This is a genomic window from Micromonospora humi, assembly GCF_900090105.1.
Taxonomy (GTDB): domain Bacteria; phylum Actinomycetota; class Actinomycetes; order Mycobacteriales; family Micromonosporaceae; genus Micromonospora; species Micromonospora humi.
In genome coordinates this window covers 184,673-207,875 of sequence record NZ_FMDM01000003.1, presented here as the reverse complement: position 1 = coordinate 207,875, position 23,203 = coordinate 184,673, and the positions used below count along the sequence as shown (strand labels likewise).

The following is a 23,203-nucleotide window of genomic DNA, read 5'->3' as shown; positions in this document are numbered from 1 at the left end:
AGCGTCACGAGCCGGCGGCCCGGCCGGCGGGACTACGCTGGCCGGGTGAGCGTGACGACTTCCGGACCGACCGCCGTCCGCGCCGGCCGGCTCGACTACCAGGCCGCCTGGGCCGAGCAGCGCCGGCTGCACGAGGCCGTGGTGGCCGGCGAGCGGGGCGACACGGTGCTGCTGCTGGAGCACCCGAGCGTCTACACCGCCGGCAAGCGCACCGAGCCGTGGGACCGGCCGACCGACGGCACGCCGGTGGTGGACGTGGACCGCGGCGGCAAGATCACCTGGCACGGCCCGGGGCAGCTGGTCGGCTACCCCATCGTCCGCCTGCCCGACCCGGTCGACGTGGTGGCGTACGTCCGGCGCACCGAGCAGTTGCTGATCGACGTCTGCGCCGAGTTCGGACTGACCGCCGGCCGGGTCGAGGGCCGCAGCGGCGTCTGGGTGCCGGAGGACGACCGGGGGCCGGCGCGCAAGGTGGCCGCCATCGGCATCCGGGTGGCCCGCGGCGTCACGCTGCACGGCTTCTCCGTCAACTGCGACTGCGACCTGGGCTTCTTCGACCGGATCGTGCCCTGCGGCATCCGCGACGCCGGGGTCACCTCGCTCACCGCCGAGCTGGGCCGGCCGGTCACGGTCGCCGACGTGCTGCCGGTGGTCGAGCGGCACCTGCCCACCCTGACCCGGATCTGACGCCCTCCACCTGCGCGGATCCACTCGGTCCAGGCAGAGATATAGACGATCATTGATATTTACTGTATTAAATGCGACGCTGGGGGTGGAAGCGCTCCCACTCCCATCCTCAGCGCCGAAGGAGGACGTAACCGTGCGTTCCCACCACCAATCCGACCGACCGGGATCAGCCGTCCGCCAACCCGTCCGAGCGCTCGTCCTGGCTCTCGCCCTGCTCGCCGGCATCCTGGCCGTGCCCGGCGCGGCCCAGGCCCACGGCACGATCGTCAGCCCGGGCACCCGTGCCTACAAGTGCTGGCAGACCTGGGGCAGCCAGCACACCAACCCGGCCATGCAGCAGCAGGACCCGATGTGTTGGCAGGCGTTCCAGGCCAACGCCGACACCATGTGGAACTGGATGAGCGCGCTGCGCGACGGCCTCGGCGGGCAGTTCCAGGCCCGCACCCCGGACGGGCAGCTCTGCAGCAACGCCCTGTCCCGCAACGACAGCCTGAACCGGCCCGGAGCGTGGAAGACCACGAACATCGGTCGCAACTTCACGGTCCAGCTCTACGACCAGGCCAGCCACGGCGCCGACTACTTCAAGGTCTACGTGAGCAAGCAGGGGTTCAACCCGACCACCCAGAAGCTCGGCTGGGGAAACCTCGACTACATCACCCAGACCGGCCGGTACGCGCCGGCGCAGAACATCAGCTTCAACGTCTCGACCTCCGGCTACACCGGACACCACATCCTGTTCGTCATCTGGCAGGCCTCCCACCTCGACCAGGCGTACATGTGGTGCAGTGACGTGAACTTCACCTGATCCGACGCACCGCTCCGGCCCGGGACACCCGCGTCCCGGGCCGGAGTCGTGCCACCGTCAGGGCGTGAGGCGGTGCAGGTCGCGCGGGAAGGCGGTCACCTCCCGGACGTTCGCCGCGCCGGTCAACCGGGCGACGAACCGCTCCAGGCCGATCGCGAAGCCGCCGTGCGGCGGCATGCCGTGCCGGAACGCGTCCACGTACCCGGCGTACGGCTCCACCGGTTCGCCCCGCGCCGCGAGCGCGGCCAGGTAGTCGGCGTGCCGGTGCAGCCGCTGCCCGCCGGTGACCAGCTCCATCCCTCGGAACAGCAGGTCGAAGCCGTTCGAGTGGGTCGGCCGGGTCGGGTCCGGGTGGGTGTAGAAGGGCCGCTTCGCCATCGGGTACCCGGTGACGAACAGGAAGTCGCTGCCGTGCTCGGCCCGGGCCCACTCCCCCAGCGCCCGCTCGTGCGCGGGCGCCAGGTCGGGCTCGTCGGCCGGCGCCCCGGCGATCTTCAGCGCGTCGGTGAAGTGCACCGCCGGGATCTCCGCGGGCACCTCCGGCACCGTCACCCCGAGCGTGTCGAGCGCGCCACCCGCCCGCTCGACGACGCCGGCGAGCATCCCGGCCAGGGTGTCCCGCAGCACGGCCATCACGTCCCGGTGGTCGGTCACGAAGCCCAACTCCACGTCGAGCGAGGTGTACTGGGCCAGGTGGCGCACCGTGTCGTGCGGCTCGGCGCGGAACACCGGGCCCACCTCGTACACCCGCTCGAAGACGCCCACCATGAGCTGCTTGTAGAACTGCGGCGACTGGGCCAGGTAGGCGGGCCGCCCGAACCAGTCGAGCGCGAACACGTTCGCGCCGCTCTCGGTGGACGAGCCGACCACCTTCGGCGTGTGCACCTCGACGAAGCGCTGCCGGTCGAGCGTGGCCCGGAAGCCGGCCACCGCCGCCGCCGAGATCCGCAGCGCGGCCGAGCGGGTCGGGTGCCGCAGCGCGGTCGACGCGTGGTCGAGCTGGGTGGGCAGGCTCGCGGTGAGCGCCGGCCGGTACAGGTCGAACGGGGGCGGCACGGCGAGCGGGCCGAGCGGTCGTACCGTCGGCTCGACGACCTCGACCCCGGCGGGCGCGGTGGGGTTCGCGACCACGGTGCCGACCACCTCGACGACGGTCTCCTCGGTGAGCGCCTCGACCTGCGCGCGCACGTCGGGCGCGGCGACCACCACCTGGGCGAGCCCGGCGGCGTCCCGGACGATCAGGAACGCCACCGACTTGAGCAGCCGGCGGCGGTGGACCCAGCCGGCGAGCCGGACGGTCGCGCCGACGTGGGTGGGGAGTTGGGTGGACAGGATGCGTTGCACGGTGGCTACCTCCTTGATCAATCGCAACGCGATCCCCAGGGAGGTGTGGGCGAGCGGGATCCTCGCGGTGCCACCACACCTTCGCCCTCCGCCTCGGCGGAGAGCCTCGTTCGTCGCCTTTTCACCGAGGCCAGCCGGGCGGGTTCTACTGGGCGCGGGTGTTAATAGGGGCCCCCGCCTCTACCGGAGGCGTTAACAGGGGGCCCTTCCTTACAACGCGGCCGTTCTTCCCGCAGCTCGGGAGGGTCTTCACGGGGCCGGCGCCAGACCGCCTCACAGCACGTCGGCGGCTCTCTGGGCTGGCGGTCGGTCCGCTACTCGGCTCCGTCGCAGCTCTGCCGGCACGCTAGCACCCCCACCACCGGAATGTGACGAGGTTTTTTGACCGCTCGTGTCCGGTGTCACAACGTTTCAGGGGTGACGGCCGTCGCCCGACGTTCATCGACCGCCGCCGACCGGCGTAGGCTCGATTTCGTGACGATCGAGCAAACCGCGCCGACGACTGAGCAGCCCGCGCGCACCGCGACCGTCGCCCCGGAGGGGCGGCGGATGCTGCGGATCGAAGCGCGCAACGCCGAGACGCCGATCGAGCGCAAACCCCCGTGGATCAAGGTCAAGGCCAAGATGGGCCCGGAGTACACCCAGCTGCGCGGGCTCGTCTCGCGCGAGGGTCTGCACACCGTGTGCCAGGAGGCCGGCTGCCCCAACATCTACGAATGCTGGGAGGACCGCGAGGCCACCTTCCTCATCGGCGGTGACCAGTGCACCCGCCGCTGCGACTTCTGCCAGATCGACACCGGTAAGCCGGCCGAGTTCGACGCCGACGAGCCGCGCCGGGTCGCCGAGTCGGTGGCCGCGATGGGCCTGCGCTACGCCACCATCACCGGCGTGGCCCGCGACGACCTGCCCGACGGCGGCGCCTGGCTCTACGCCGAGACGGTCCGGCAGATCCACGCCCTGCGGTCCGGCTGCGGAGTCGAGCTGCTGATCCCCGACTTCAACGCGGTGCCCGAGCAGCTCGCCGAGGTCTTCGGCTCCCGCCCCGAGGTGCTGGCGCACAACGTGGAGACCGTGCCGCGCATCTTCAAGCGCATCCGCCCGGCGTTCCGCTACGAGCGCTCACTCGACGTGATCCGCCAGGCCCGCGCCGACGGCCTGGTCACCAAGAGCAACCTGATCCTCGGCATGGGCGAGGAGCGCGCCGAGGTCTCGCAGGCGCTGCGCGACCTGCACGAGGCCGGTTGCGAGCTGATCACCATCACGCAGTACCTGCGCCCCTCCCCCCGGCACCACCCGGTCACCCGCTGGGTCAAGCCGGAGGAGTTCGTCGAGCTGCGCGAGGAAGCCGAGGAGATCGGCTTCGCCGGCGTGATGAGCGGCCCACTGGTCCGCTCGTCCTACCGCGCCGGCCGCCTCTACCAGCAGGCACTCGCCGCCCGCGAACAGGTCACCGTCGCCGGCTGAGGCCGGCGTCGCACCGCGTCGCCCGCCGCCGGCCCCCGGCCGGATGCCATGATCCAGGCATGACCGCCGGGGTACGCCAGGAGCTACGCGAGGCCGACCGCCCGCGTACGCCCCGGCGTCCCCGGCTGCCGGCGCTGCTCACCCTGGTGGTCGGGTTCGCCGGCATCGGCTACCGGTTGGCGCTGCTGCTCGCCGACGCCCCGCCCGGCAACAGCGACGAGGCGACCATGGGGCTGGCCGCCCTGCACATCGCCCGGGGCGACGACTTCCCGGTCTGGTTCTACGGCCAGGCGTACATGGGCACGCTGGAGGCGTATCTGGCCGCGCCCCTGGTCGCGGTCGCCGGGCCGTCCGTGCTCGTACTGCGGCTGCCCACCCTGGCCCTGTACGCGCTGTTCCTGCTGCTGTCCTGGCGGTTCACCCGCCGGCTCGGCGGCGACCCCTGGTACGCCCTGCTGGTCGTCGCCGTGCTGGCGCTCGGCGCGGACCGGGTGGTGAAGGACCAGCTCATCGCCGGCGGCGGCTATCCCGAGCTGAATCCGGCCGGCGCGGCACTGGCGCTGCTCACCGTCGCGCTGTGCGACAACGGGCCGGGCGCGCGGCTGCCCCGCTGGGCGGCCTGGGGGCTGGTCGCCGGCGTGCTGCTCTGGGTCGACCCGCTGATCCTGCCGTACGTGCTGGCCCTCGGCGCGCTGCTGGTGGCGTGGCGGCGGCGGGAGCTGGCCGGCCGCGCCGGGGCGGTGCTCGGCGGCGCGCTGCTGCTGGGTGCCGCCCCGATGGTGCTGGACAACCTCCGGCACGGGCGTAACCCGCTCACCGCGGTGCTGGCCGCCAGTGGCTCCGGCACGGCGGCGGGCTGGGCCGAGCGGTGGCACGGCGGACTGGTCGTCGGTCCGCCGCTGGCCATGGGCTTCTGCTCGCCCGGCCGCTGCGCCCCCTGGCAGCTCTGGTGGGCCCCGGTCTTCCTCGTCCTGCTGCTGCTCGCGGCGTACACCGCGTGGCGTACCCTGCGCCGACCCGTCCCGCCGTCGTCGGCGGAGCGGCGGGTGTCGGCGGGGGTGCGGCTGGCGCTGCTCGCCGGCGCGGCGGCGGTGCTGGCCGCGTACGCGTCGAGCAGCGCGGCCGGGCGGACGCCGCTGGAGAGCAGCCGCTACCTGTCCTGCCTGGCGGTCGCCGTCCCGGCCCTGCTCTGGCCGCTGTGGCAGGTCGCCCGCCGGGTGGCCGACGTGCGGTCGCGCAGGAGCCGGGTGGCCGGCGTCGGGGCGGTGGTGGTGCTCGCCGGGATCCTCGGCACGGGGGTGAGCGCCACAGTGGACGCGATCCGGGCGGTGCCGGCCGTGCACGCCGAGGCCGACCGGCACCGGCTGCTCGTCGACGCCCTCGGCGACCTGGGCGTCCAGCACGCCCGCGGCGGCTACTGGACGTGCAACCGGATCTCGTTCGCCAGCGGCGAGGACACCGTGTGCGCGGTGGTCGACGACGAGCTGCGCCCCGGCTTCGACCGGCTGCCGGGATATCGGCGGGCGGTGGCCGCGGACCCGGACGCGGCGTGGGTGGCGCCGGACGGCTCACCGCTGGCCGCCCGGCTGGACCGGCAGCTCGGCGCGGAACCGGGCGCCCTGCGGGTGATCACGCTCCCCGGTTGGCGGATCTACCTGCCCCGCCGCTGAGCCGGGGCGGGCGGCGGGTCGAGCAGGCCCAGGCGGTGCGCCAGCGCGGCGGCCTCGACCCGGTTGGTCACGTCCAGCTTGGCGATGATCCGGGACACGTGCACGCTCGCCGTCTTCGGGGAGATGAAGAGCCGCTCGGCGATCCGGCTGTTGCTGTGCCCCTCGGCGACCAGCCGCAGCACCTCCTGCTCCCGGCTGGTCAGCAGGTCCGGCCCGGGTCGCCCGGTGCCGCGCAGACCGACCCGGCGGGCCAGCGTGGTGGCCTGCTCGCCCAGCGGGGTGGCGCCCAGCCGGGCGGCCAGCTCGACCGTCTCCCGGACGGCGGCGGCCACCTCGTCCCGCTCGCCGGCGGCCGCGGCCGCCTCGGCCAGCCCGAGCAGCGCCCGCCCCAGAGGATGCGGCGGCCCGGCCGCCCGCCACGCCGCCACCGCGGCCCGCCACGCCTGCACCGCCTCGCCGGTCGACAGCCGCGCCGCGCCCGCCGACGGCCACGTCTCGCCGGTCGACGGCCGCGTCTCGCCCGTGGGGTCGGTGCCGCCCGCACCCGGCTCGGCGGGGGCGGCAGCGCCCGCCCCGGAGACGGCCGACACCGGCGGGAACTCGTCGCGGTCGCGGCCGGCCGGGTCGAGGCCGAACAGGAGCGCGGCGACCTGGGCGGCGTGCGCCCGCTCGGCCGGATGGCGGGTCGGCAGCACGGCCGCCACCGCGGACACCTCGGCGGCCAGCGCCGGGTCACCGGCGAGCACCGCTGCCCGGGCCGACGCGCTGAGCACCGGCCAGCCCTCGCGGGGCAGGTCGGCCAGGTGCGGATCGCCCAGGGCGGCGCGGGCCGCGCGGGCCGCCTCCAGTTTGTCGTCGGCGGACAGGGCGGCCTCGACGCGCAGCTCGTGCAGCGGCAGCCGGTGGTTCGGCCAGAGGTAGGGCCGGGCCAGGAACGCCAGCGCCCGCCCGACGAGTTCGCCGGAGCCGGGATGCGCCCGGGCCAGTCGCAGCCCGGCGCGCAGTTGCAGCCAGTGCAGCCCGGAGACGCCCGGCGGGTCGATCCGGGCCGCCTCGGCGCATGTCGCGTCCGCCTCGTCCCACCGGCCCAGCGCGATCAGCGCCTCGGCCCGGTTGGAGAGCAGGTAGGCGCCGATCGAACGGCTGATCCCGGCCCGGCGCGCCTCGCTCACGCCGGCCGCGGCGGCCTGCTCCGACTCGGCGTACCGGCCCAGCTCGTAGAGCACGTCGGAGAGGAACACCAACGCGCTGACCAGGGCCCACGAGTCGCCGGCGGCCCGGGCCCGCTCCTGCACCCGGCGCAGCTCGGCCAGCCCCAGATCCGGGGTGTCGTCGATGCGGTGCAGCAGGGCGATCCGGGTGGGCAGCAGCACCAGGTCGGTGCCGGTCTCGGACGCGCCGGCCATCGCCTCGGCGGCGACCGAGGCGGCCTCCCGGGGGTCGACCTTCATCAGGTGCGCCGCGATGTCGGCGAGCACCCCGAACCGCTCCGCGCCGCCCGGCGCGCCGGCCGCCAGCCGGTACGCCTCGCGCAGCTCCACCGCGCCGTCGCTCTTGCCGAGCAGGGCGAGCAGCCGGCCCCGGTGGTCGAGCAGGGCGGCGGCGCGCAGCGGCTCGGCCCCCGGGTCGACCTCGGCCAGCGCGGCCCGGGTGAGGGTGAGCGCCCGGCCCAGGTCGCCGGCGGTGACCGCCGCGGTCAGCGTCTCCTCCAGCACCCGCAGGTGGTCCATGCCGAGGCGGTCGGCGGCGTCGGGCACCAGCTCCCACAGCTCCAGGACGCGCTCCAGCAGCCGGCTCTGCTCGGCGTACGCGGATCGCTCCGCCGCCGCCGCGGCGGCGGCCCGGGCGGTGGTGAGGGCGCGGGGATGGTCGTGCGCCGCGTACCAGTGGTGGGCGACCTCGGCCGGGGCGCGGCCGGCGGCCACCAGATGCGGCTGCGCCTCGATCGCCGCGGCGTAGCGGGCGTGCAGCCGGGCGTGCTCGCCGGGGAGCAGGTCGTCGTGCACCGCCTCGCGCACCAGCGCGTGCCGGAACTCGTAGTCGCCGTCGGGATCGGCGACCACGAGCTGCCCGGCGACGGCGGCGCGCAGCGCGTCCTCCAGCTCGGCCTCGGGCAGCCCGGCCACCTCGGCGACGAGCTGGTGGGAGAAGCGGGTGCCGCCGGCCGCGGCGATCCGCAGCACCCGCTGGGCCGGCTCGGGCAGCCGGTCCACCCGGGCGAGCAGCAGGTCGCGCAGCGTCTCCGGGAGCACCGCGCAGCCGACCGGGTCGCCGGCCGCGGCGAGCTCCTCGATGAAGAACGGGTTGCCCTGGGTGCGGTCGTGCACGTCGTCGACGGCGCGGGCGGACGGCTCGACGCCGAGCAGGTCGGCGAGGACGGCGGCGGTGCCGTCGCGGTCGAGCCGGGCCAGCTCGATGCGGTCGACGCCGCGGACCCGGTCCAGCTCGGCGAGGAAGGGCCGCAGTGGATGGCCGCGGTGCAGCTCGTCGGTGCGGTAGGTGCAGACGACGAGCAGGCGGGTGGCGCGGGCGGCCCGCACCAGGAAGCCGATCAGATCCCGGGTGGACCGGTCGGCCCAGTGCAGGTCCTCGATCACCAGCACCAACGGGCGCTCCTCGGCGATCCGCCGGAACAGCTCGGCGACCAGGTCGAACAGGTAGCCACGTGGGCTGTCGGGGAGGGCCGGGCCGGCGGGGGCGGCGGCGGGCATCCGGGCCAGCTCGGGCAGCAGCCGGGCGAACTCGGCCTCGTAGCCGGCGAAGGCCGCCGGGCCGTCGTGCCGCAGCACGTCGCGCAGCGCGGCCGCGAACGGGGCGAACGGCAGGCCGGCCTCGCCCAGCTCGAGGCACTGGCCGACCAGCACCCGCGCCCCGGTGGTGGCGACGTGACCGCCGAACTCCTCCAGCAGGCGGGTCTTGCCGACCCCGGCCTCGCCGCCGACCAGCACGGTGGTCGGGTCGCCGCCCCGGGCCCGGGCCAGCGCCCCGCCCAGCGCGGCCAGCTCGGGCTGCCGGCCGACGAGAACGGTGCTGGCGGCGCGTGCGGTCACGCCGTCGAGCATGCCACGGCGGTCCGACGACCCGACCGGCCCGGACGGCCCGTCGGCGACCGCCCGTCCGGCCGGTCCGGCCCGGTCGCCGGTGACCACCGGCCCGACCGGACTGCCGGTGACCGCCGGCCCGACCGGACTGCCGGTGACCGCCGGCCCGACCGGACTGCCGGTGACCACCGGCCCGGCCGCCCCCGTGACGGCCGGGCCGGTGTCGAGCGCACCGGCGGGGTCCGGGCCGGTGATCGCCGGGCCGGTGAGCGGTGGGGCGGTCACCGGCGGGCGTCGGTGGTACGGGCGGTGTGCTTGCGGCGGCTCAGCCAGCCGTGCGGGTGCCGGCGGGACAGCGACCGGGCGAGCCGGTCGTTGGCCGCGTCGGCCTGCAGCTCGGAGGCGTGGCTGCGGTGGATGCTGAGCAGGAACTCTGCGTCGTTGCCGAACATGTCGGATCTCCCTGTGGTGCGGTGTCGTGTCTCGCTGTCGAGGTCGACTTTCCGCGCGCAGGTGCCCCCGGCGCATGGGCACGCCGCCTGATCTTCTGCCCGCGCCGCCTCCTTACCCGGCGGCCGGGTGGGCCGGCGCGGCCGTAAGGTACTCAGCCCGCGGCGGAACGGGTGGCCACGGATCAACGGGCCGAGCGCCGACCACTAGACTCTGCGGCATGGCAAAGCCCCAGGAGAAGGTCTCGTTCGGCCAGCGGCTGAAGCAGATCGGGATGGTGTTCAAGTTCACCGCCAAGCAGGACAAGTGGTTCGCGCCGCTGGCCGCGGCGGCGGTGCTGATCCCGCTCGCGCTCACCGTGGTCGCGGTGCTCGCCTGGGGCTGGATCTGGCTGCCGATCGGCATCCTGCTCGCGCTGCTCGCCCTGCTGATCGTGCTCAACCTGCGGTCCAACAAGGCGATGATGAACGCCGCCGAGGGGCAGCCCGGCGCGGCGGCGCAGATCATGGAGAGCATGCGCGGCGACTGGCGGGTCACCCCGGCGGTCAGCTCGACCACCCAGATGGACATGGTCCACCTGGTGCTGGGTCGCGCCGGCGTGATCCTGCTGGCCGAGGGGAACCCGCAGCGCGTGCGCGGCCTGCTTGGCCAGGAGAAGCGCCGGCTGGCCAAGGTGATCGGCTCGGCCCCGCTGCACGACTACGTGATCGGTCAGGGCGAGGGCGAGCTGCCGGTCCGCAAGCTGCGGATGACCGTGATGCGGCTGCCGCGCACCCTCTCCCCGAAGGACGTCAACGCCCTCGACAAGCGGCTCAAGGCGCTGACCGCGCGGCCGCAGATGCCCAAGGGCGCGGTGCCGAAGAACATGCGGCCGCCGCGGGGCGCGTTCCGGCAGACCCGGGGTCGCTGACTCCCGACGTACCCGAGAAAGGAGCCGGTCCCCCGCGGGGCCGGCTCCTTTCTCATCGGGTGGGTCAGCGGCGCGGCGCGTCGGCGACGACCGCGCCGGTGAGCCGGTCGTGCAGGCCGCGACGGTGCTGATCCATGATCAGGGCCGGGACGACGAGGGCCAGCAGGAGCCCTCGCAGCAGCCCTCGGGCCAGCCCGATCCGGCCGCCGTCGGCCCAGGCGACGCAGCGCAGCCGGGTCAGGTACATGCCGGGGGTCTGGGCGAAGAGGCCGAGGAAGAACCCGTACTCGAGGATCAGCACCAGGACCGGCGGCCAGCCGTCGCGGACCGGGTCGGCGAACGACCGGGCGACCATCAGACAGAGCACCCAGTCGATGACCAGCGCGCCGAAGCGGCGGCCGAGGCCGGGGGGCGTGAAGGCGGGGTCGGTGGCGGGTGGCACCGGCGCGGCGGCGGTATCGGTCACAGCGGCCAGGGTAGCGCCGCCTCGACGCCCACCGAAAAATCCGACAACAATCGCAATACCGAACACTTGGTACGGGTGATGACGCTCCGCGAGCGACGTAACACGGCGGAAACAGAGGAGACACGGCCGGGCAACCGCCCGGCCATAGCGTCGCCACCAGCCAGCGACCGGAGTGGACCTGCCAGGAGGACGTGTGTTCGCCAATCCCGAGGAACTCCTGCGATACCTCAAGAACGAGGACGTGAAGTTCGTCGACGTACGTTTCTGTGACCTGCCCGGCGTGATGCAGCACTTCAACCTGCCGGTCGAGTCCTTCGACGACAGCGTCTTCACCGACGGCCTCGCGTTCGACGGCTCGTCGATCCGCGGCTTCCAGGCCATCCACGAGTCGGACATGCTCCTGCTCCCGGACGTGGCCACCGCGTTCGTCGACCCGTTCCGGGCGCAGAAGACCGTCGCGATCAACTTCTTCATCCACGACCCGTTCACCCGCGAGGCCTACTCCCGCGACCCGCGCAACGTGGCCAAGAAGGCCGAGGCGTACCTCGCCGCCAGCGGCATCGCCGACACCGCCTACTTCGGCGCCGAGGCCGAGTTCTACATCTTCGACTCGATCCGCCACGAGACCTCGGCGCACCAGTCGTTCTACTACATCGACTCGATCGAGGGCGCCTGGAACACCGGCCGGGTCGAGGAGGGCGGCAACCGCGGCTACAAGACCGCCTACAAGGGCGGCTACTTCCCGGTGCCGCCCGTGGACCACTACGCCGACCTGCGGGACTGGATGGTGCGTCGGCTGGTCGACGCCGGGTTCACGGTGGAGCGTTCGCACCACGAGGTGGGCACCGGCGGGCAGTCGGAGATCAACTACAAGTTCTCCACCCTGCTGCACGCCGGTGACCAGCTCCAGCTCTTCAAGTACCTGGTGAAGAACGAGGCGTGGGCGCACGGGAAGACGGCGACGTTCATGCCCAAGCCGCTGTTCGGTGACAACGGCTCCGGGATGCACACCCACCAGAGCCTGTGGCTGGGTGGGGAGCCGCTGTTCTACGACGAGACCGGCTACGCCGGCCTGTCCGACACCGCCCGCTGGTACATCGGCGGCCTGCTGCACCACGCGCCGTCGCTGCTCGCCTTCACCAACCCGACCGTCAACTCCTACCGGCGCCTGGTGCCCGGTTTCGAGGCCCCGGTCAACCTGGTCTACTCGCAGCGCAACCGCTCCGCGTGCACCCGCATCCCGGTCACCGGCAGCAACCCCAAGGCCAAGCGCGTCGAGTTCCGCGTCCCCGACCCGTCGGCCAACGTCTACCTCGCCTTCTCCGCGATGATGATGGCCGGCCTGGACGGCATCAAGAGCAAGATCGAGCCGCCGGCCCCGATCGACAAGGACCTCTACGACCTCCCGCCGGAGGAGTGGGGCGACGTCAAGCAGGTCCCCGGCTCGCTGCCGGCCGTGCTCGACTCGCTCGAGGCCGACCACGACTACCTGCTCGACGGCGGCGTGTTCACGCCGGACCTCATCTCCACCTGGGTCGACTGGAAGCGGTCCAACGAGGTCGACCCGGTGCGCCTGCGCCCGACCCCGCACGAGTTCGCCATGTACTTCGACTGCTGAGCACGCTCGTCAGCACCGGCCGGGCCGGCTCCGCCACCGCGGGGCCGGCCCGGCCGTTTCGCTGCCGGGCAGATCAGCGCGGCGCGCGTCGATAGCGCCGCCCGGCCCGGACGCCGGCCGCCACGACGACCACCACCAGCACCGTCATCAGCACGGCGCCGGGCGCCTTGGTGAACCGGGCCAGGTTCGTGCCGTCCGGCAGCGTGAGCACCGAGGCCACCGCGCTGGGCGCCACGAACCAGACCGTCCGGGCCGGCGAGACCACCACCACCGCCAGCAGGGCCAGTGGCCAGATCGCGTACCAGGGATGGAAGACCGGGGCGAGCAGCACGGTGGCGGCCAGCGCCAGGCCGGCACCGAGCAGCGCCACCCGGGGCCGGGCCACGGTGAGCCGGGCCACCCGCTGCCGGGCGTCGTTCAGCGCGCGCAACGCCGTCCACGCCCACCACCAGAGCGCCACCAGCAGCCCGGCCAGCAGCACCAGCCCGATCGCCCGGGTCACCGGCACGGCGTGCGGGTGCCGGCCGGCCAGCTCACCGGCGTAGTCGACGACGAACCCGACAGCGGTCGGCGGCGAGGTCCACTGCTGCGAGTCGCCGCTGCGACCCAGCCCGTCCACCCAGCCCCACCCGAGGCCGGTGGCGAGCGAGAGCACCAGCAGCGTGCCGAGCACCACGGCGGCCAGCCGACCCCCGTCGCGCAGCAGCGTCCGCCAGGTGTAGCGACCGAGCACGGCGGCGAGCGCCGCGAACGGCAGCACCACCACGGCGGTCGCCTTCACCGCGACCGCCAGGCCCAGCAGCACCCCGGCCACCACCAGCGCGCGTGCCTTGCCCGGGCGGCGGATCAGCACCAGCAGCCCGAACAGGACCAGCCCGAGCGCGAGCGCGTCGTTGTGCGCGCCGGCGACCAGGTGCACCCCGACCAGCGGGCACGCCAGCACCAGCCAGGCCGCCCGGCGGGTGGGCACCCCGGCGGCGCGGGCCAGGCCCGGCAGGCAGAGCGCGGCCAGCAGCACCCCGGCCAGCGCGACCAGCCGGAGCAGCACGATCGCCCCGACCAGGCCGCCGCCGGCGAGCACCGCCAGCCCGGCCAGCAGCACGAAGAACGGCCCGTACGGCGCCGGGGTGTCCCGCCAGATCGGGGACACCGACCCGGTCCACGGGCAGCCGGCCGCCTCGACCCCCACCCGGTACGGACTGACCCCCCGCGTCCAGGTCCAGCCCTGACAGACGTACGAGTAGACGTCCCGGCTGCCCAGCGGCGGCGCGGCCAGCAGCGGCAGCGACCAGAGCCCGGCGGTCAGGTAGGCCCACCGGCCCGACGGGGCACCCCAGCGCAGCGACCACCAGGCGCCCACCAGCAGCACGGTCCCCACCGACCAGCAGCCGAGCGTCACCGGCCCGTGCGGGGCGTGCCAGAGAGCGGCGAGCGTGGCGCGCGGCGGCGCGTCGGGCAGGGCCCCGCCCAGCCAGCCGGCGACGGTGAGCAGGACCGCCCCGGCGAGACCGGCGTACCGGGCGAGCGCGGCGGCGACCGGCCGGACCGGCGCGTCGGGCTCGCTCACCGGCACCCTCCTCACTCCACCAGGACCGGCTGCCGCCCCTTCCGAGCCGACCGTACCAACCGGACGACCAGCACGATCACGAACAACGTCATCAACGGCGCGCCGGGCATCTTGGTGTAGCGGGGCAGACCGGTCCCGTCGGCCAGCACCAGGAACGACGACACCAGGGTGACGATCGCGAACCAGCCGGTCCGCCGCGCGGTGGCGGCCAGCACGGCCAGCGGCCAGAGCCAGTACCAGGGGTGGAACAGCGGCGCGAGCGCGACGGTGGCGACCAACGCCAGCGCCGCGTGCCAGAACGGCTCGCCCCGACGCCACGCCCGGAACCAGAGCCACACCAGCAGCGCGACCAGCACGACCATGCCGATCGCCCGGGTCGCCGGCAACGCGTCGACGTGCACCCCGAACGGCGCCAGCAGGTAGCCGACGGTCTGCCCGACCGCGGTCGGCGGCGACGTCCAGGCCACCACCAGCCCGCCCTGTTCCAGCCCGCTGATGAAACCGAGGCCGAGGCCGGCGACCATCGTCGCGGCGGCGAGCGCGGCCAACGCGCCGCCGACCACCCACCCGCCGTCGCGGACCAGCGTCCGGATCCGGTACGGCCCGACGACCGCGGCGAGCGCCGCGAACGGCACCACCACCAGCGCGGTGACCTTGATGCCGGCGGCCAGGCCGAGCAGCAACCCGCCGGCGAGCAGCGGTCCCGGCCGGCCCGGCCGGGACGCCACCACGGCCAGCCCGGCGACGAGCAGGCCGACCATCATTGCGTCGTTGTGCGCCCCGGAGGCCAGGTGCACCGGCACCAGCGGACTGGCCAGCGCCAGCCAGAGCGCCCGCTTCGGGGGCACCCCGCAGCGGCGGGCCAGCACCGGCAACGCCCAGGCGGTCAGCGCCACCCCGACCAGGGCGAGCACCCGGAACAGCACGACGGCGCCGAGCAGCGAGCCGGTGGCCTTCACCACCGCGCCGGCGAGCAGCACGAACAACGGCCCGTACGGGGCCGGGGTGTCCCGCCAGATGTACGAGATCGTGTCCAGCCACGGACACGGCAGCGCCGACACGCCCTGTTCGTACGGGTTGATCCCGGCCGAGAAGCTGGCACCCTGACACGCGTAGGCGTACACGTCCCGGCTGCCCAGCGGCGGAGCGACGAGCATCGGCAACAGCCAGAGCCCGACCGTGACGAGCACCCACCGGCTCGACGGCACCCGGTCGCGCAGCGACCACCACGCCCAGGCCAGCAACGCCGTGCCGGCGAGCCACAATCCGATGATCAGCGGTCCGTTCCGGCCCTGCCAGATACTGACCGGGGTGGGGCGCAGTTCACCGTCGGGCAGCGCACCGCCGAGGTACGCGGCCACGGCGAGCAGCGCCGAGCCGGCCAGACCGGTCCAGCGCGAGAGGTGGTGAGACACGTTCACCATGCTGCCAGTACGGTGGTTCGCGATCAGGAGGTGGGCATGCGCGGTGCTCGGGTGGTCGCGGTGTCCGCCGCGTCGGCGCTCGTCCTCGCCGTGCTCTACCTGACCCTGCCGGCCACCGGCTCGGACCTGTCCGCCCAGGTCGCCCGCGCCGGCTTCTTCGCCGCGCACGGGCCCGCCCTGGTCGACCTGCGCTGGTACGGCGGGGTGCACCCGTGGGGCTACAGCCTCGTCTCGCCGCCGCTGATGGCGCTGCTCGGGGTGCGCCCCACCGGCGCGCTCGCGCTGCTCGCGTCCGCGACCGCGTTCGCGGCGCTGTTGGTCCGGGTCCGGGTGCCCCGCCCGCTGCTCGGCAGCCTGGTCGGGGTGGTGACGATCGCCGGCAATCTGGTCTCCGGCCGGGTCACCTACGCCCTCGGCGTCGCGTTCGGCCTGGCCGCGCTGCTCGCCCTCACCCTGCCCACCGCGGCGACGCGGGCGCGGGACGCCCGCCCGACCGGTCCGTCGCCCGGCTCGCTGCCCGCCGAAGCGTCCGACTCGACCGGTCCGACATCCGCCGGAGCGGCCGGATGGGTCGGCCTGCCGCGCGCCGGGGCGGTCGTCGTGGCCGCGCTGCTCGCCTCGGCGGCCAGTCCGGTGGCCGGGCTGTTCGTCGGGCTGGCCGGCGTCGCGCTGCTGCTCGGCCGGCGGTGGGCCGACGGACTGCTGCTCGCCGTGCCGGCCGCCGCTCCGCTCGCGGTGACCGGGCTGCTCTTCGGCGAGGGCGGCTGGATGAACATCAGCCGGGCCGACACGGTGCACGCCGTGGTGACCAGCCTGCTGGTGGCGGCGCTGGTGGCGTACCGGCCGGTGCGGGTGGGCGCGCTGCTCTCCGCGGCCGGGGTGCTGGCGGCGGCGCTGCTCCCCACCCCGGTCGGGTTGAACGCCACCCGGCTGGTGGTGATGTTCGCGCTGCCGGTGCTGGCCGCCGCCGCGACGGTCCCGCGCGCGCTCACCGGGCGTCTGCTTCCCGCTCGCGCGACACGACGCGACGGCGCCGGGCGCGGCGTACCCCGGGCCGCCGGTGCGGTCGGGCTGGCCGCGTTGCTGGCGGTGGTGTGCTGGTGGCAGCCGCCGGTGGTCAGCGCCGACCTGGGCAGCGCCGACGACCCGACGGCCGACCCGGCGTACTTCGCGCCGCTGCGGGCGGAGCTGGCCCGACGCGGGCTCACCGGGCGGGTGGAGGTGCCGCCGACCCGCAACTACTGGGAGGCCGCCCGCCTCGGCGAGGTGCCGCTGGCCCGGGGCTGGCTGCGGCAGGCCGACATCGACCGCAATCCGCTGTTCTTCACCACCGTGCCCGGCGCGGCCGGCACCGGCGTCCCGCTGACCGCCGACAGCTACCGGGCCTGGTTGGCCGACAACGCGGTGCAGTACGTCGCCGTGCCCGACGCCGAGCTGTCCTGGGTGGGCCGGCCGGAGGCGGAGCTGGTGACCGCCGGCCAGCCCTACCTGACCGAGGTCTGGTCCGACCGGCACTGGCGGCTGTACGCGGTCGCCGACCCCACCCCGCTGGTCGGGGCGCCCGGCGAGTTGGTCCGGCAGGACGGCGCCACGGTCACGTTCCGCGCCTCGGCGGCCGGCCCGGTCCCGGTCCGGGTCCGCCACGACCGCTGGCTCACCGTCACCGGCGGCGCCACGCTCTCCCCCGCCGGCGACTGGCTCACCGTCACGGTCCCCCGCCCCGGCACCTACACCCTCACCAGCTGACCGGTCGTTCGCCACAGCGGTGTTAAAAAGGGGCCCCGCCTATGCAGAATGCGTTAAGCGGGGGCCCCTCCTTACAGGGGGGCTTCGAGGATGCGCTGGACGACGGTGCGGGAGTGCCGGCCCACGCGCAGGTACTCGTCGAGGAACTCGCCCGGGTCGTCGCGGCCGAGCAGGCGCACCACCCCGGCCAGCTCCACCCCGTGCCGGGGCAGCTGGTCGCCGGCCCGACCCCGGACCAGCATCAACGCGTCGCGGACCTGGGCGGCGAGCGTCCAGCCGGCGGCCAGCTCGGCCGCCTCCTCGCCGTCGAGCAGGCCGGCGTCGCGGGCCGCCGCCAGGGCGTCGAGGGTACGGGTGCCGCGCAGCGCGGGCAGCGCGCCGGCGTGCCGGAGCTGCAGCAGCTGCACCGCCCACTCGACGTCGGCCAGACCGCCCCGGCCCAGCTTGGTGTGGGTGGCCGGGTCGGCGCCGCGGGGCAGCCGCTCGGTCTCCACCCGCGCCTTGATCCGGCGGATCTCCACCACCTGCTCGCGGGTCAGCCCGTCGGCCGGGTAGCGCACCGGCTCGATCATCGCCTCGAACTCGGCGCCCAGCTCGGCGTCGCCGCAGACGAACCGGGCCCGCAGCAGCGCCTGCGCCTCCCACACCTTCGACCAGCGCGCGTAGTACTGGGCGTACGCGGCCAGGCTGCGGACCAGCGGGCCCTGCCGGCCCTCGGGGCGCAGGTCGGCGTCGACGCCGAGCGGTGGGTCGGGGGCGGGCGCGGAGAGCAGCCGGCGCAACTCCTCGGCGATCGCGTGCGCGGCGGCGCTGGCGGTGCTCTCCTCCACCCCGGGCGGCGGGTCGTAGACGAAGAGCACGTCGGCGTCGGACAGGTAGTTCGACTCGTACCCGCCGAGCCGGCCCATGCCGATCACCGCGAAGCGCAGGCCCGGCGGCCCGGGCTGGGCGGCCCGGGCGGCGCGCAGCGCGGCGGCCAGGGTGGCGTCGGTGACGTGGGACAGCGCGGTGCCGACGGCGGTCACGTCGACCACAGTGGGCCGCCGTTCCCCGCCGCCGACCGGGCGCGGGGTGAGCGGGGCGAGCGACCCGGCCCGGCTGAGCACGTCGGCGGCGGCGATCCGGACCAGCTCGCGGCGGCGCAGCGCGCGGACCGCCCGGGTGGCCTCGACCGGGTCGTCGTGCCGGGCGGCGGCGGCGACGAAGCCCTCGACGAGCGTCTCCCGGGGGCGCGGGGTCAGTTCGCTGTCCTCGGCCAGCAGCCGCAGCGCCTCGGGCTCGCGGGCCAGCAGGTCGGCGGCGTACCGGGAGGAGGAGAGCACCCGGGCCAGCCGGCGGGCCACCGGGCCGGAGTCGCGCAGCAGGCGCAGATACCACGGGGTGCTGCCGAGCTTGTCGGACACCTGCCGGTAGTTGAGCAGCCCCCGGTCCGGCTCCGGGGCGTCGGCGAACTCGTCGAGCAGGACCGGCAGCAGCGTGCGCTGGATCGCGGCGGTGCGGCTGACGCCGCCGGTGAGTGCCTGCAGGTGTCGCAGCGCGCCGGCCGGGTCGGCGAAGCCGAGCACCTCCAGCCGGTGCCGGGCGGCCTGTGGGGTCAGCCGCAGCCCCTCGGCCGGCACCCGGGCCACCGACTCCAGCAGCGGCCGGTAGAGCAGTTTGGCGTGCAGCCGGCGTACCTCGCTGGCGTGGGTGACCCACTCGGCGCGGAACTCCTCGACGGCGCTGCGGCCCGGGGTGGCCGTGTAGCCGAGCGCGGCGGCGAGCCAGCGCAGCGCGGCCGGCTCGGTCGGCACGGTGTGGGTGCGGCGCAGGCCCTGGAGCTGGAGCCGGTGCTCGACGGCGCGCAGGAAGCGGTAGCCGCGCAGCAGCGCCTCGCCGTCGGCGCGGCCGACGTAGCCGCCGGCGACCAGGGCGCGCAGCGCCGGCACGGTGCCCGGCACGCGCAGCGACTCGTCCCCGCGGCCGTGCACGAGCTGGAGCAGTTGCACGGCGAACTCGATGTCGCGCAGCCCGCCCGGGCCGCGCTTGATCTCGCGTTCCAGCTCCTTCGGCGGGACGTTGTCGAGGATCTTGCGGCGCATGGACCGGACGTCGGAGACCGCCTCCGGGCGCTCGGCGGCGGTCCAGACCAGCGGGGCGAGCGCCGCGATCCACTCCCGGGCCAGCTCCAGGTCGCCGGCCGCCGGGCGGGCCTTGAGCAGCGCCTGGAACTCCCAGGTGCGGGCCCAGCGGCGGTAGTAGGCCAGGTGGCTGGCGAGCGTGCGGACCAGCGGGCCCCGGTTGCCCTCCGGGCGCAGCGCGGCGTCCACCGGCCAGGCGACCAGCCCACAGACGTGGATCAGGCGGGTGGCGACCTGGGTGGCGGCGGTCAGGTCGTCGTCCCCGGCGGCGACGAAGATGACGTCGACGTCGGAGACGTAGTTCAGCTCGTCGCCGCCGCACTTGCCCATCGCCACGACCGCGAGCCGGGGCGGTGCGGTGCCCTCGGGCAGCTCGTCGACGGCGATGTCGTAGGCGGCGGCGAGCGTCGCGTCGGCCAGCCCGGAGAGCGCCGCCATGGTCTGCTCCAGGCCGCGCCCGCCGGTCAGGTCCGCCGCCGCGATCCGCAGCAGCGCCAACCGGTACGCCTGCCGCAGCAGCGGCACCGCGCCGGTGAGCGTGGTCAGCTTGGCGGCGGCGGTCAGGTCGAGCCGGCCGTCGGCGGTCGGGGCGAGCCCGTCCGGCTCGGTGGCCAGCACCGCCCACTGCCCGGGGTTGGCGACCAGGTGGTCGCCGAGCGCCGAGGAGGCGCCGAGCACCGCGACCAGCCGGCGGCGCAGCCCGGGGTCGGCGGCGAGCGCGTCGCGGATCGCCACGTCGTCCCCGGTGCGCCGCTCCGACTCGACCAGCCGGTGCAGTTGGCGCAGCGCCAGGTCCGGGTCGGCGGCCCGGGACAGCGCGGTGAGCAGTTCGGCGGCCCGGTCGTCGGCCGGTTCCTGGGTGTCCGGGCGCCACAGGCCGAGCCCGTCCGGGCCGAGCAGGTCGGCGGCGCGGGTGGCGCCGTCGCCCTCGGCGAAGCCGTAGCGGGCCAGGCGCCCGCGGGCCGGCCGGGTCACCTCACGCCCCGAGCAGCGGGAGGCTGCGACGCGGGCTGTCGTCGCCCAGCTCGCCGAGCGCGAGCGCGGCGAACCGGATCGCGAACGGCTGCCAGGCCTCCTCGACGTCGGCCATCGCCCGGTCGCAGGCGGCCACCACCAGCTCCGGGTCGTAGCCCAGCTCGGCCAGCGTGGCCGAGTCGTGGGACCACTCGGCGATCATCGCGGTGTCGCACTCGATGTGGAACTGCAGCCCCCAGGCCCGGTCGCCGAGGCGGAACGCCTGGTGCGGGTAGCGGGTGGACGCGGCGAGCAGCGTCGCGCCGTGCGGCAGCTCGGTGATCTCGTCGGCGTGCCACTGGAGCACGTCGGGCATCAGCGGCACGTAGCGGAACAGCGGGTCGGTCTCGGCGGCGTCGCGCCGGCCGACCACGGTGGGGCCGATCTCCGGCCCGGACGGGCTGCGCTCGACCCGGCCGGCGTGCGCGGTGGCGAGCAACTGCGCGCCCAGGCAGATCGCCAGCGTGGGCACCCGGTGCCGGACCGCCTTGCGCAGCAGCCCCTCCAGCGCCGGGAACCAGGGCGCGCCCGGGCTGTCGTCGGCCAGCGGATAGGCCTGCTGGTCGCCGCCGAGCACCACCAGCGCGGCGTACCCGTCGAGGTCGGCGGGGAGCGCGTCGCCCGCGTGCGGGCGCAGGACGCGCAGCTCCAGCCCCCCTTCGGTGAGCCACTCCCCCAGGCGGCGGAGGTCGTCGGTCGGGTCGTTCTCGATCACCAGCGCGGTCGCCACGACGTCGAGGCTAGCCGGTACGCCCGAGCGCGGTCGGTCCGGCTCGGCGGCACTAGGCTCGCGATCGTGCCCACCGACGACTGCCTGCGCCCACCGGCCCTGCGTCCCGGCGACGCGGTGATGCTGGTGTCGCCGTCCGGCCCGACCCGTCCGGAACGGGTGGCCCGCGGCATCGAGCTGCTCACCGGCTGGGGCCTGCGGCCGGTGCCCGCGCCGAACGCGTACGCCCGGCGGGGTTACCTGGCCGGCGACGACGCGCTGCGGGCCGACGACCTGAACGCCGCGTTCGCCGACCCGGAGATCCGGGGCGTGATCTGCACCCGGGGCGGCTACGGCGCGCAGCGGGTGGTCGACCTGATCGACATGGCGGCGGTGCGCCGGGACCCGAAGGTGGTGGCCGGCTTCTCCGACATCACCGCGTTGCAGTTCGCGCTCTGGCGCGGCGCCCGGCTGGCCGGGGTGCACGGTCCGGGTGCCGCCTGGCGGGACGAGCGCACGCCGCTGCGCTCGGCGGAGTCGCTGCACGCCGCGCTGATGACCACCGAACCGGTGACCGTGGCGGCGGTGGAGGCGGAGGAGACGTATCCGGTGCGGGTGCCCGGGCGGGCCGAGGGCCGGCTGATCGGCGGCAACCTCTGCCTGATCACCGCGTCGGTCGGCACCCCGGACATGCCGGACCTGACCGGCGCGATCCTGCTGGTGGAGGAGGTGCAGGAGCCGCCGTACAAGATCGACCGAATGCTGACCCACCTGCGCCGGTGCGGCGCCCTGGACGGGCTCGCCGGGGTGGCGGTGGGTCAGTTCACCGAGTGCGCCGACGGCTGGGACACCACTGTCGTCGACGTGCTCACCGACCGCCTGGGCGACCTGGGCGTCCCGGTCCTCGGCGGCCTGCCGATCGGCCACGGCCCCGACCAGCTCACCGTCCCGGTGAACACCCCAGCGGTCCTGGACACCACCACCGCCACCCTCACGGTCACCCCCGCCGTCCGCTGACCCCTCCCCCTTCCCCACCCCCTCCCGGCCCGCTCACTCGGTCGATCATGAAGTTAGCGGCAGTTGTGGATCTTTGCACTGCCGCCAACTTCATGGTCAACGGGGTTGATCAACGCGGGGTGGGGGGTAGAGGGCGGGGAGGTGGGCTACGGCGCCGGTTTCCAGGGCGGCCCAGACCGCTCCGTCGGGGGTGACCGTGAGGCCGTGCGGCTCGGCGGACGGGGTCGGGATGTCGTGGGCGGTGACATGGCCGTCGGGGGCGACGTGGCCGATGCGGTTGGCGGCCCACTCGGTGAACCAGCAACCGCCGGCCGGGTCGGCGACGATCGCGTGCGGGCGGGCCGCCCGGTCGGGCAGCGGGAACTCGTCGATCCGCCCGTCCGGGGTGATCCGGCCGAGCTGCCCGGCGGCGATCTCGACGAACCACAGCGCCCCGTCGCCGCCGTCGGTGATACCGACCGGTCCGGCGGCCTCGGTGGGCAGCGGGTGCAGCGTCGTCGACCCGTCCAGGTCGACCCGGGCGATCGCGTCGGCCTGGTTGAGCGTCAGCCAGAGCGCGCCGTCCGGGCCGGCGGCCAGCATCGACGGGAAACCCTTGGCGACCGGCAGCGGGAACGTGCTGACCTCCCCGTCCACGCTCACCCGGCCGACCGTGTCGTCGCCCATGCCGGCGTACCAGAGCGCGCCGTCCGGGCCGGTCGCCAGACCGCACGGGGCGCAGCCGGGCGGCAGCGCGACCGAGCTGCTCTCGCCGTCGACGGTGATCCGGCCGAGCCGGTGGTCGCCGGAGCGGGTGTACCAGAGCGCGCCGTCCGGCCCGGTGGTGATGATCAGGGGGCGGCTCTCCGGCGGGTCGGCGCGGTAGGTCCGCACGTCACCGTCGGCTCCCAGCCGGGCGACGCCGCCGGAACCGGCGAGCGTCAGCCAGAGCGCGCCGTCGGGCCCGACCGTGATCGCGTACGGGCCCGAGCCCGCGCCGGTGAGCGCGACCTCGCGGATGACGGGCTGTGTCATGAGGGGTGGCCTTTCGTCGGGTTCTCGCCCAGCCTTCCCACCGTCGCGGCGACGTCGCAACCGCATTTGTCCGGATCCTCGGGCCGGATTGCCAGCTCGCTGACAGGTTCGCCATGGGTTGCCCCCAGCTCCAGCGG

The 23,203-nt window shown here is 75.1% G+C and carries 17 protein-coding genes; 8 read left to right on the top strand and 9 right to left on the bottom strand.

What is annotated here, in order from left to right; translation table 11 throughout:
• The first annotated feature begins 45 nt into the window (after positions 1-45).
• Positions 46-687 (top strand): lipoyl(octanoyl) transferase LipB, encoded by a 642-nt coding sequence (gene lipB, locus GA0070213_RS06910; protein WP_091059192.1) that lies wholly within the window; start codon positions 46-48, stop codon positions 685-687.
• A gap of 133 nt (positions 688-820) precedes the next feature.
• Positions 821-1,492, top strand: coding sequence for a lytic polysaccharide monooxygenase auxiliary activity family 9 protein (locus GA0070213_RS06905; RefSeq protein ID WP_217628594.1), 672 nt, complete (start codon positions 821-823; stop codon positions 1,490-1,492).
• 57 nt (positions 1,493-1,549) lie between these two features.
• On the opposite strand, the gene aspS is transcribed toward GA0070213_RS06905, so the two are convergent.
• Complete coding sequence (gene aspS / locus GA0070213_RS06900) at positions 1,550-2,836, bottom strand: aspartate--tRNA(Asn) ligase (protein WP_091059188.1); 1,287 nt, start codon at positions 2,834-2,836, stop codon at positions 1,550-1,552.
• Between the two features lie 417 nt (positions 2,837-3,253).
• Here aspS and lipA point away from each other — a divergent pair, with 417 nt between their 5' ends.
• Both lipA and GA0070213_RS06890 read left to right on the top strand, forming a co-directional pair.
• Positions 3,254-4,300 (top strand): lipoyl synthase, encoded by a 1,047-nt coding sequence (gene lipA, locus GA0070213_RS06895; RefSeq protein WP_175441238.1) that lies wholly within the window; start codon positions 3,254-3,256, stop codon positions 4,298-4,300.
• A gap of 59 nt (positions 4,301-4,359) precedes the next feature.
• Complete coding sequence (locus tag GA0070213_RS06890; RefSeq protein ID WP_091059182.1) at positions 4,360-5,970, top strand: hypothetical protein; 1,611 nt, start codon at positions 4,360-4,362, stop codon at positions 5,968-5,970.
• Here the strand turns inward: GA0070213_RS06890 and GA0070213_RS06885 are convergent.
• Together GA0070213_RS06885 and GA0070213_RS31430 are read right to left on the bottom strand one after the other, a co-directional pair.
• Positions 5,952-9,032: a helix-turn-helix transcriptional regulator gene (locus GA0070213_RS06885; protein WP_091060101.1), complete on the bottom strand. Its 3,081-nt coding sequence runs from the start codon at positions 9,030-9,032 to the stop codon at positions 5,952-5,954. The two genes, GA0070213_RS06890 and GA0070213_RS06885, sit on opposite strands and share 19 nt — an antisense overlap.
• Positions 9,033-9,292: 260 nt before the next feature.
• Complete coding sequence (locus GA0070213_RS31430) at positions 9,293-9,463, bottom strand: hypothetical protein (RefSeq protein ID WP_175441237.1); 171 nt, start codon at positions 9,461-9,463, stop codon at positions 9,293-9,295.
• A 218-nt stretch (positions 9,464-9,681) separates the two neighbouring features.
• On the opposite strand from GA0070213_RS31430, the gene GA0070213_RS06880 reads away from it, so the two are divergent.
• Positions 9,682-10,371 carry a DUF4191 domain-containing protein gene (locus GA0070213_RS06880; protein WP_091059179.1) on the top strand — a complete coding sequence of 230 codons (690 nt, stop codon included), beginning with the start codon at positions 9,682-9,684 and terminating at the stop codon, positions 10,369-10,371.
• A gap of 64 nt (positions 10,372-10,435) precedes the next feature.
• Here GA0070213_RS06880 and GA0070213_RS06875 read toward each other — a convergent pair whose 3' ends face one another.
• Positions 10,436-10,837 (bottom strand): RDD family protein, encoded by a 402-nt coding sequence (locus tag GA0070213_RS06875; protein ID WP_425412805.1) that lies wholly within the window; start codon positions 10,835-10,837, stop codon positions 10,436-10,438.
• 193 nt (positions 10,838-11,030) lie between these two features.
• Here GA0070213_RS06875 and glnA point away from each other — a divergent pair, with 193 nt between their 5' ends.
• The gene (gene glnA, locus GA0070213_RS06870; RefSeq protein WP_091059176.1) at positions 11,031-12,455 is read left to right on the top strand and encodes a type I glutamate--ammonia ligase; all 1,425 of its coding nucleotides are present in this window, start codon (positions 11,031-11,033) and stop codon (positions 12,453-12,455) included.
• Positions 12,456-12,528: 73 nt separating this feature from the next.
• On the opposite strand, the gene mptB (GA0070213_RS06865) is transcribed toward glnA, so the two are convergent.
• The gene (mptB, locus tag GA0070213_RS06865) at positions 12,529-14,022 is read right to left on the bottom strand and encodes a polyprenol phosphomannose-dependent alpha 1,6 mannosyltransferase MptB (RefSeq protein ID WP_091059173.1); all 1,494 of its coding nucleotides are present in this window, start codon (positions 14,020-14,022) and stop codon (positions 12,529-12,531) included.
• 11 nt (positions 14,023-14,033) lie between these two features.
• Positions 14,034-15,446 carry a polyprenol phosphomannose-dependent alpha 1,6 mannosyltransferase MptB gene (mptB, locus tag GA0070213_RS06860; protein WP_091060095.1) on the bottom strand — a complete coding sequence of 471 codons (1,413 nt, stop codon included), beginning with the start codon at positions 15,444-15,446 and terminating at the stop codon, positions 14,034-14,036.
• A 36-nt stretch (positions 15,447-15,482) separates the two neighbouring features.
• Between mptB (GA0070213_RS06860) and GA0070213_RS06855 the strand changes: the two genes are divergently transcribed.
• Complete coding sequence (locus GA0070213_RS06855) at positions 15,483-17,192, top strand: hypothetical protein (RefSeq protein WP_091059169.1); 1,710 nt, start codon at positions 15,483-15,485, stop codon at positions 17,190-17,192.
• Positions 17,193-17,263: 71 nt separating this feature from the next.
• Here the strand turns inward: GA0070213_RS06855 and GA0070213_RS06850 are convergent, their stop codons facing one another.
• Both GA0070213_RS06850 and GA0070213_RS06845 read right to left on the bottom strand, forming a co-directional pair.
• On the bottom strand, positions 17,264-20,287 hold the full coding sequence (locus GA0070213_RS06850; RefSeq protein ID WP_091059166.1) for a bifunctional [glutamine synthetase] adenylyltransferase/[glutamine synthetase]-adenylyl-L-tyrosine phosphorylase: 3,024 nt from the start codon (positions 20,285-20,287) through the stop codon (positions 17,264-17,266).
• A gap of 1 nt (position 20,288) precedes the next feature.
• Complete coding sequence (locus GA0070213_RS06845) at positions 20,289-21,056, bottom strand: type 1 glutamine amidotransferase (protein WP_091059162.1); 768 nt, start codon at positions 21,054-21,056, stop codon at positions 20,289-20,291.
• Positions 21,057-21,122: 66 nt separating this feature from the next.
• Here GA0070213_RS06845 and GA0070213_RS06840 point away from each other — a divergent pair, with 66 nt between their 5' ends.
• Complete coding sequence (locus tag GA0070213_RS06840; RefSeq protein WP_091059158.1) at positions 21,123-22,052, top strand: S66 peptidase family protein; 930 nt, start codon at positions 21,123-21,125, stop codon at positions 22,050-22,052.
• Positions 22,053-22,148: 96 nt separating this feature from the next.
• On the opposite strand, the gene GA0070213_RS06835 is transcribed toward GA0070213_RS06840, so the two are convergent.
• Positions 22,149-23,066 carry a Vgb family protein gene (locus GA0070213_RS06835; RefSeq protein WP_091059154.1) on the bottom strand — a complete coding sequence of 306 codons (918 nt, stop codon included), beginning with the start codon at positions 23,064-23,066 and terminating at the stop codon, positions 22,149-22,151.
• Positions 23,067-23,203 lie beyond the last annotated feature (137 nt).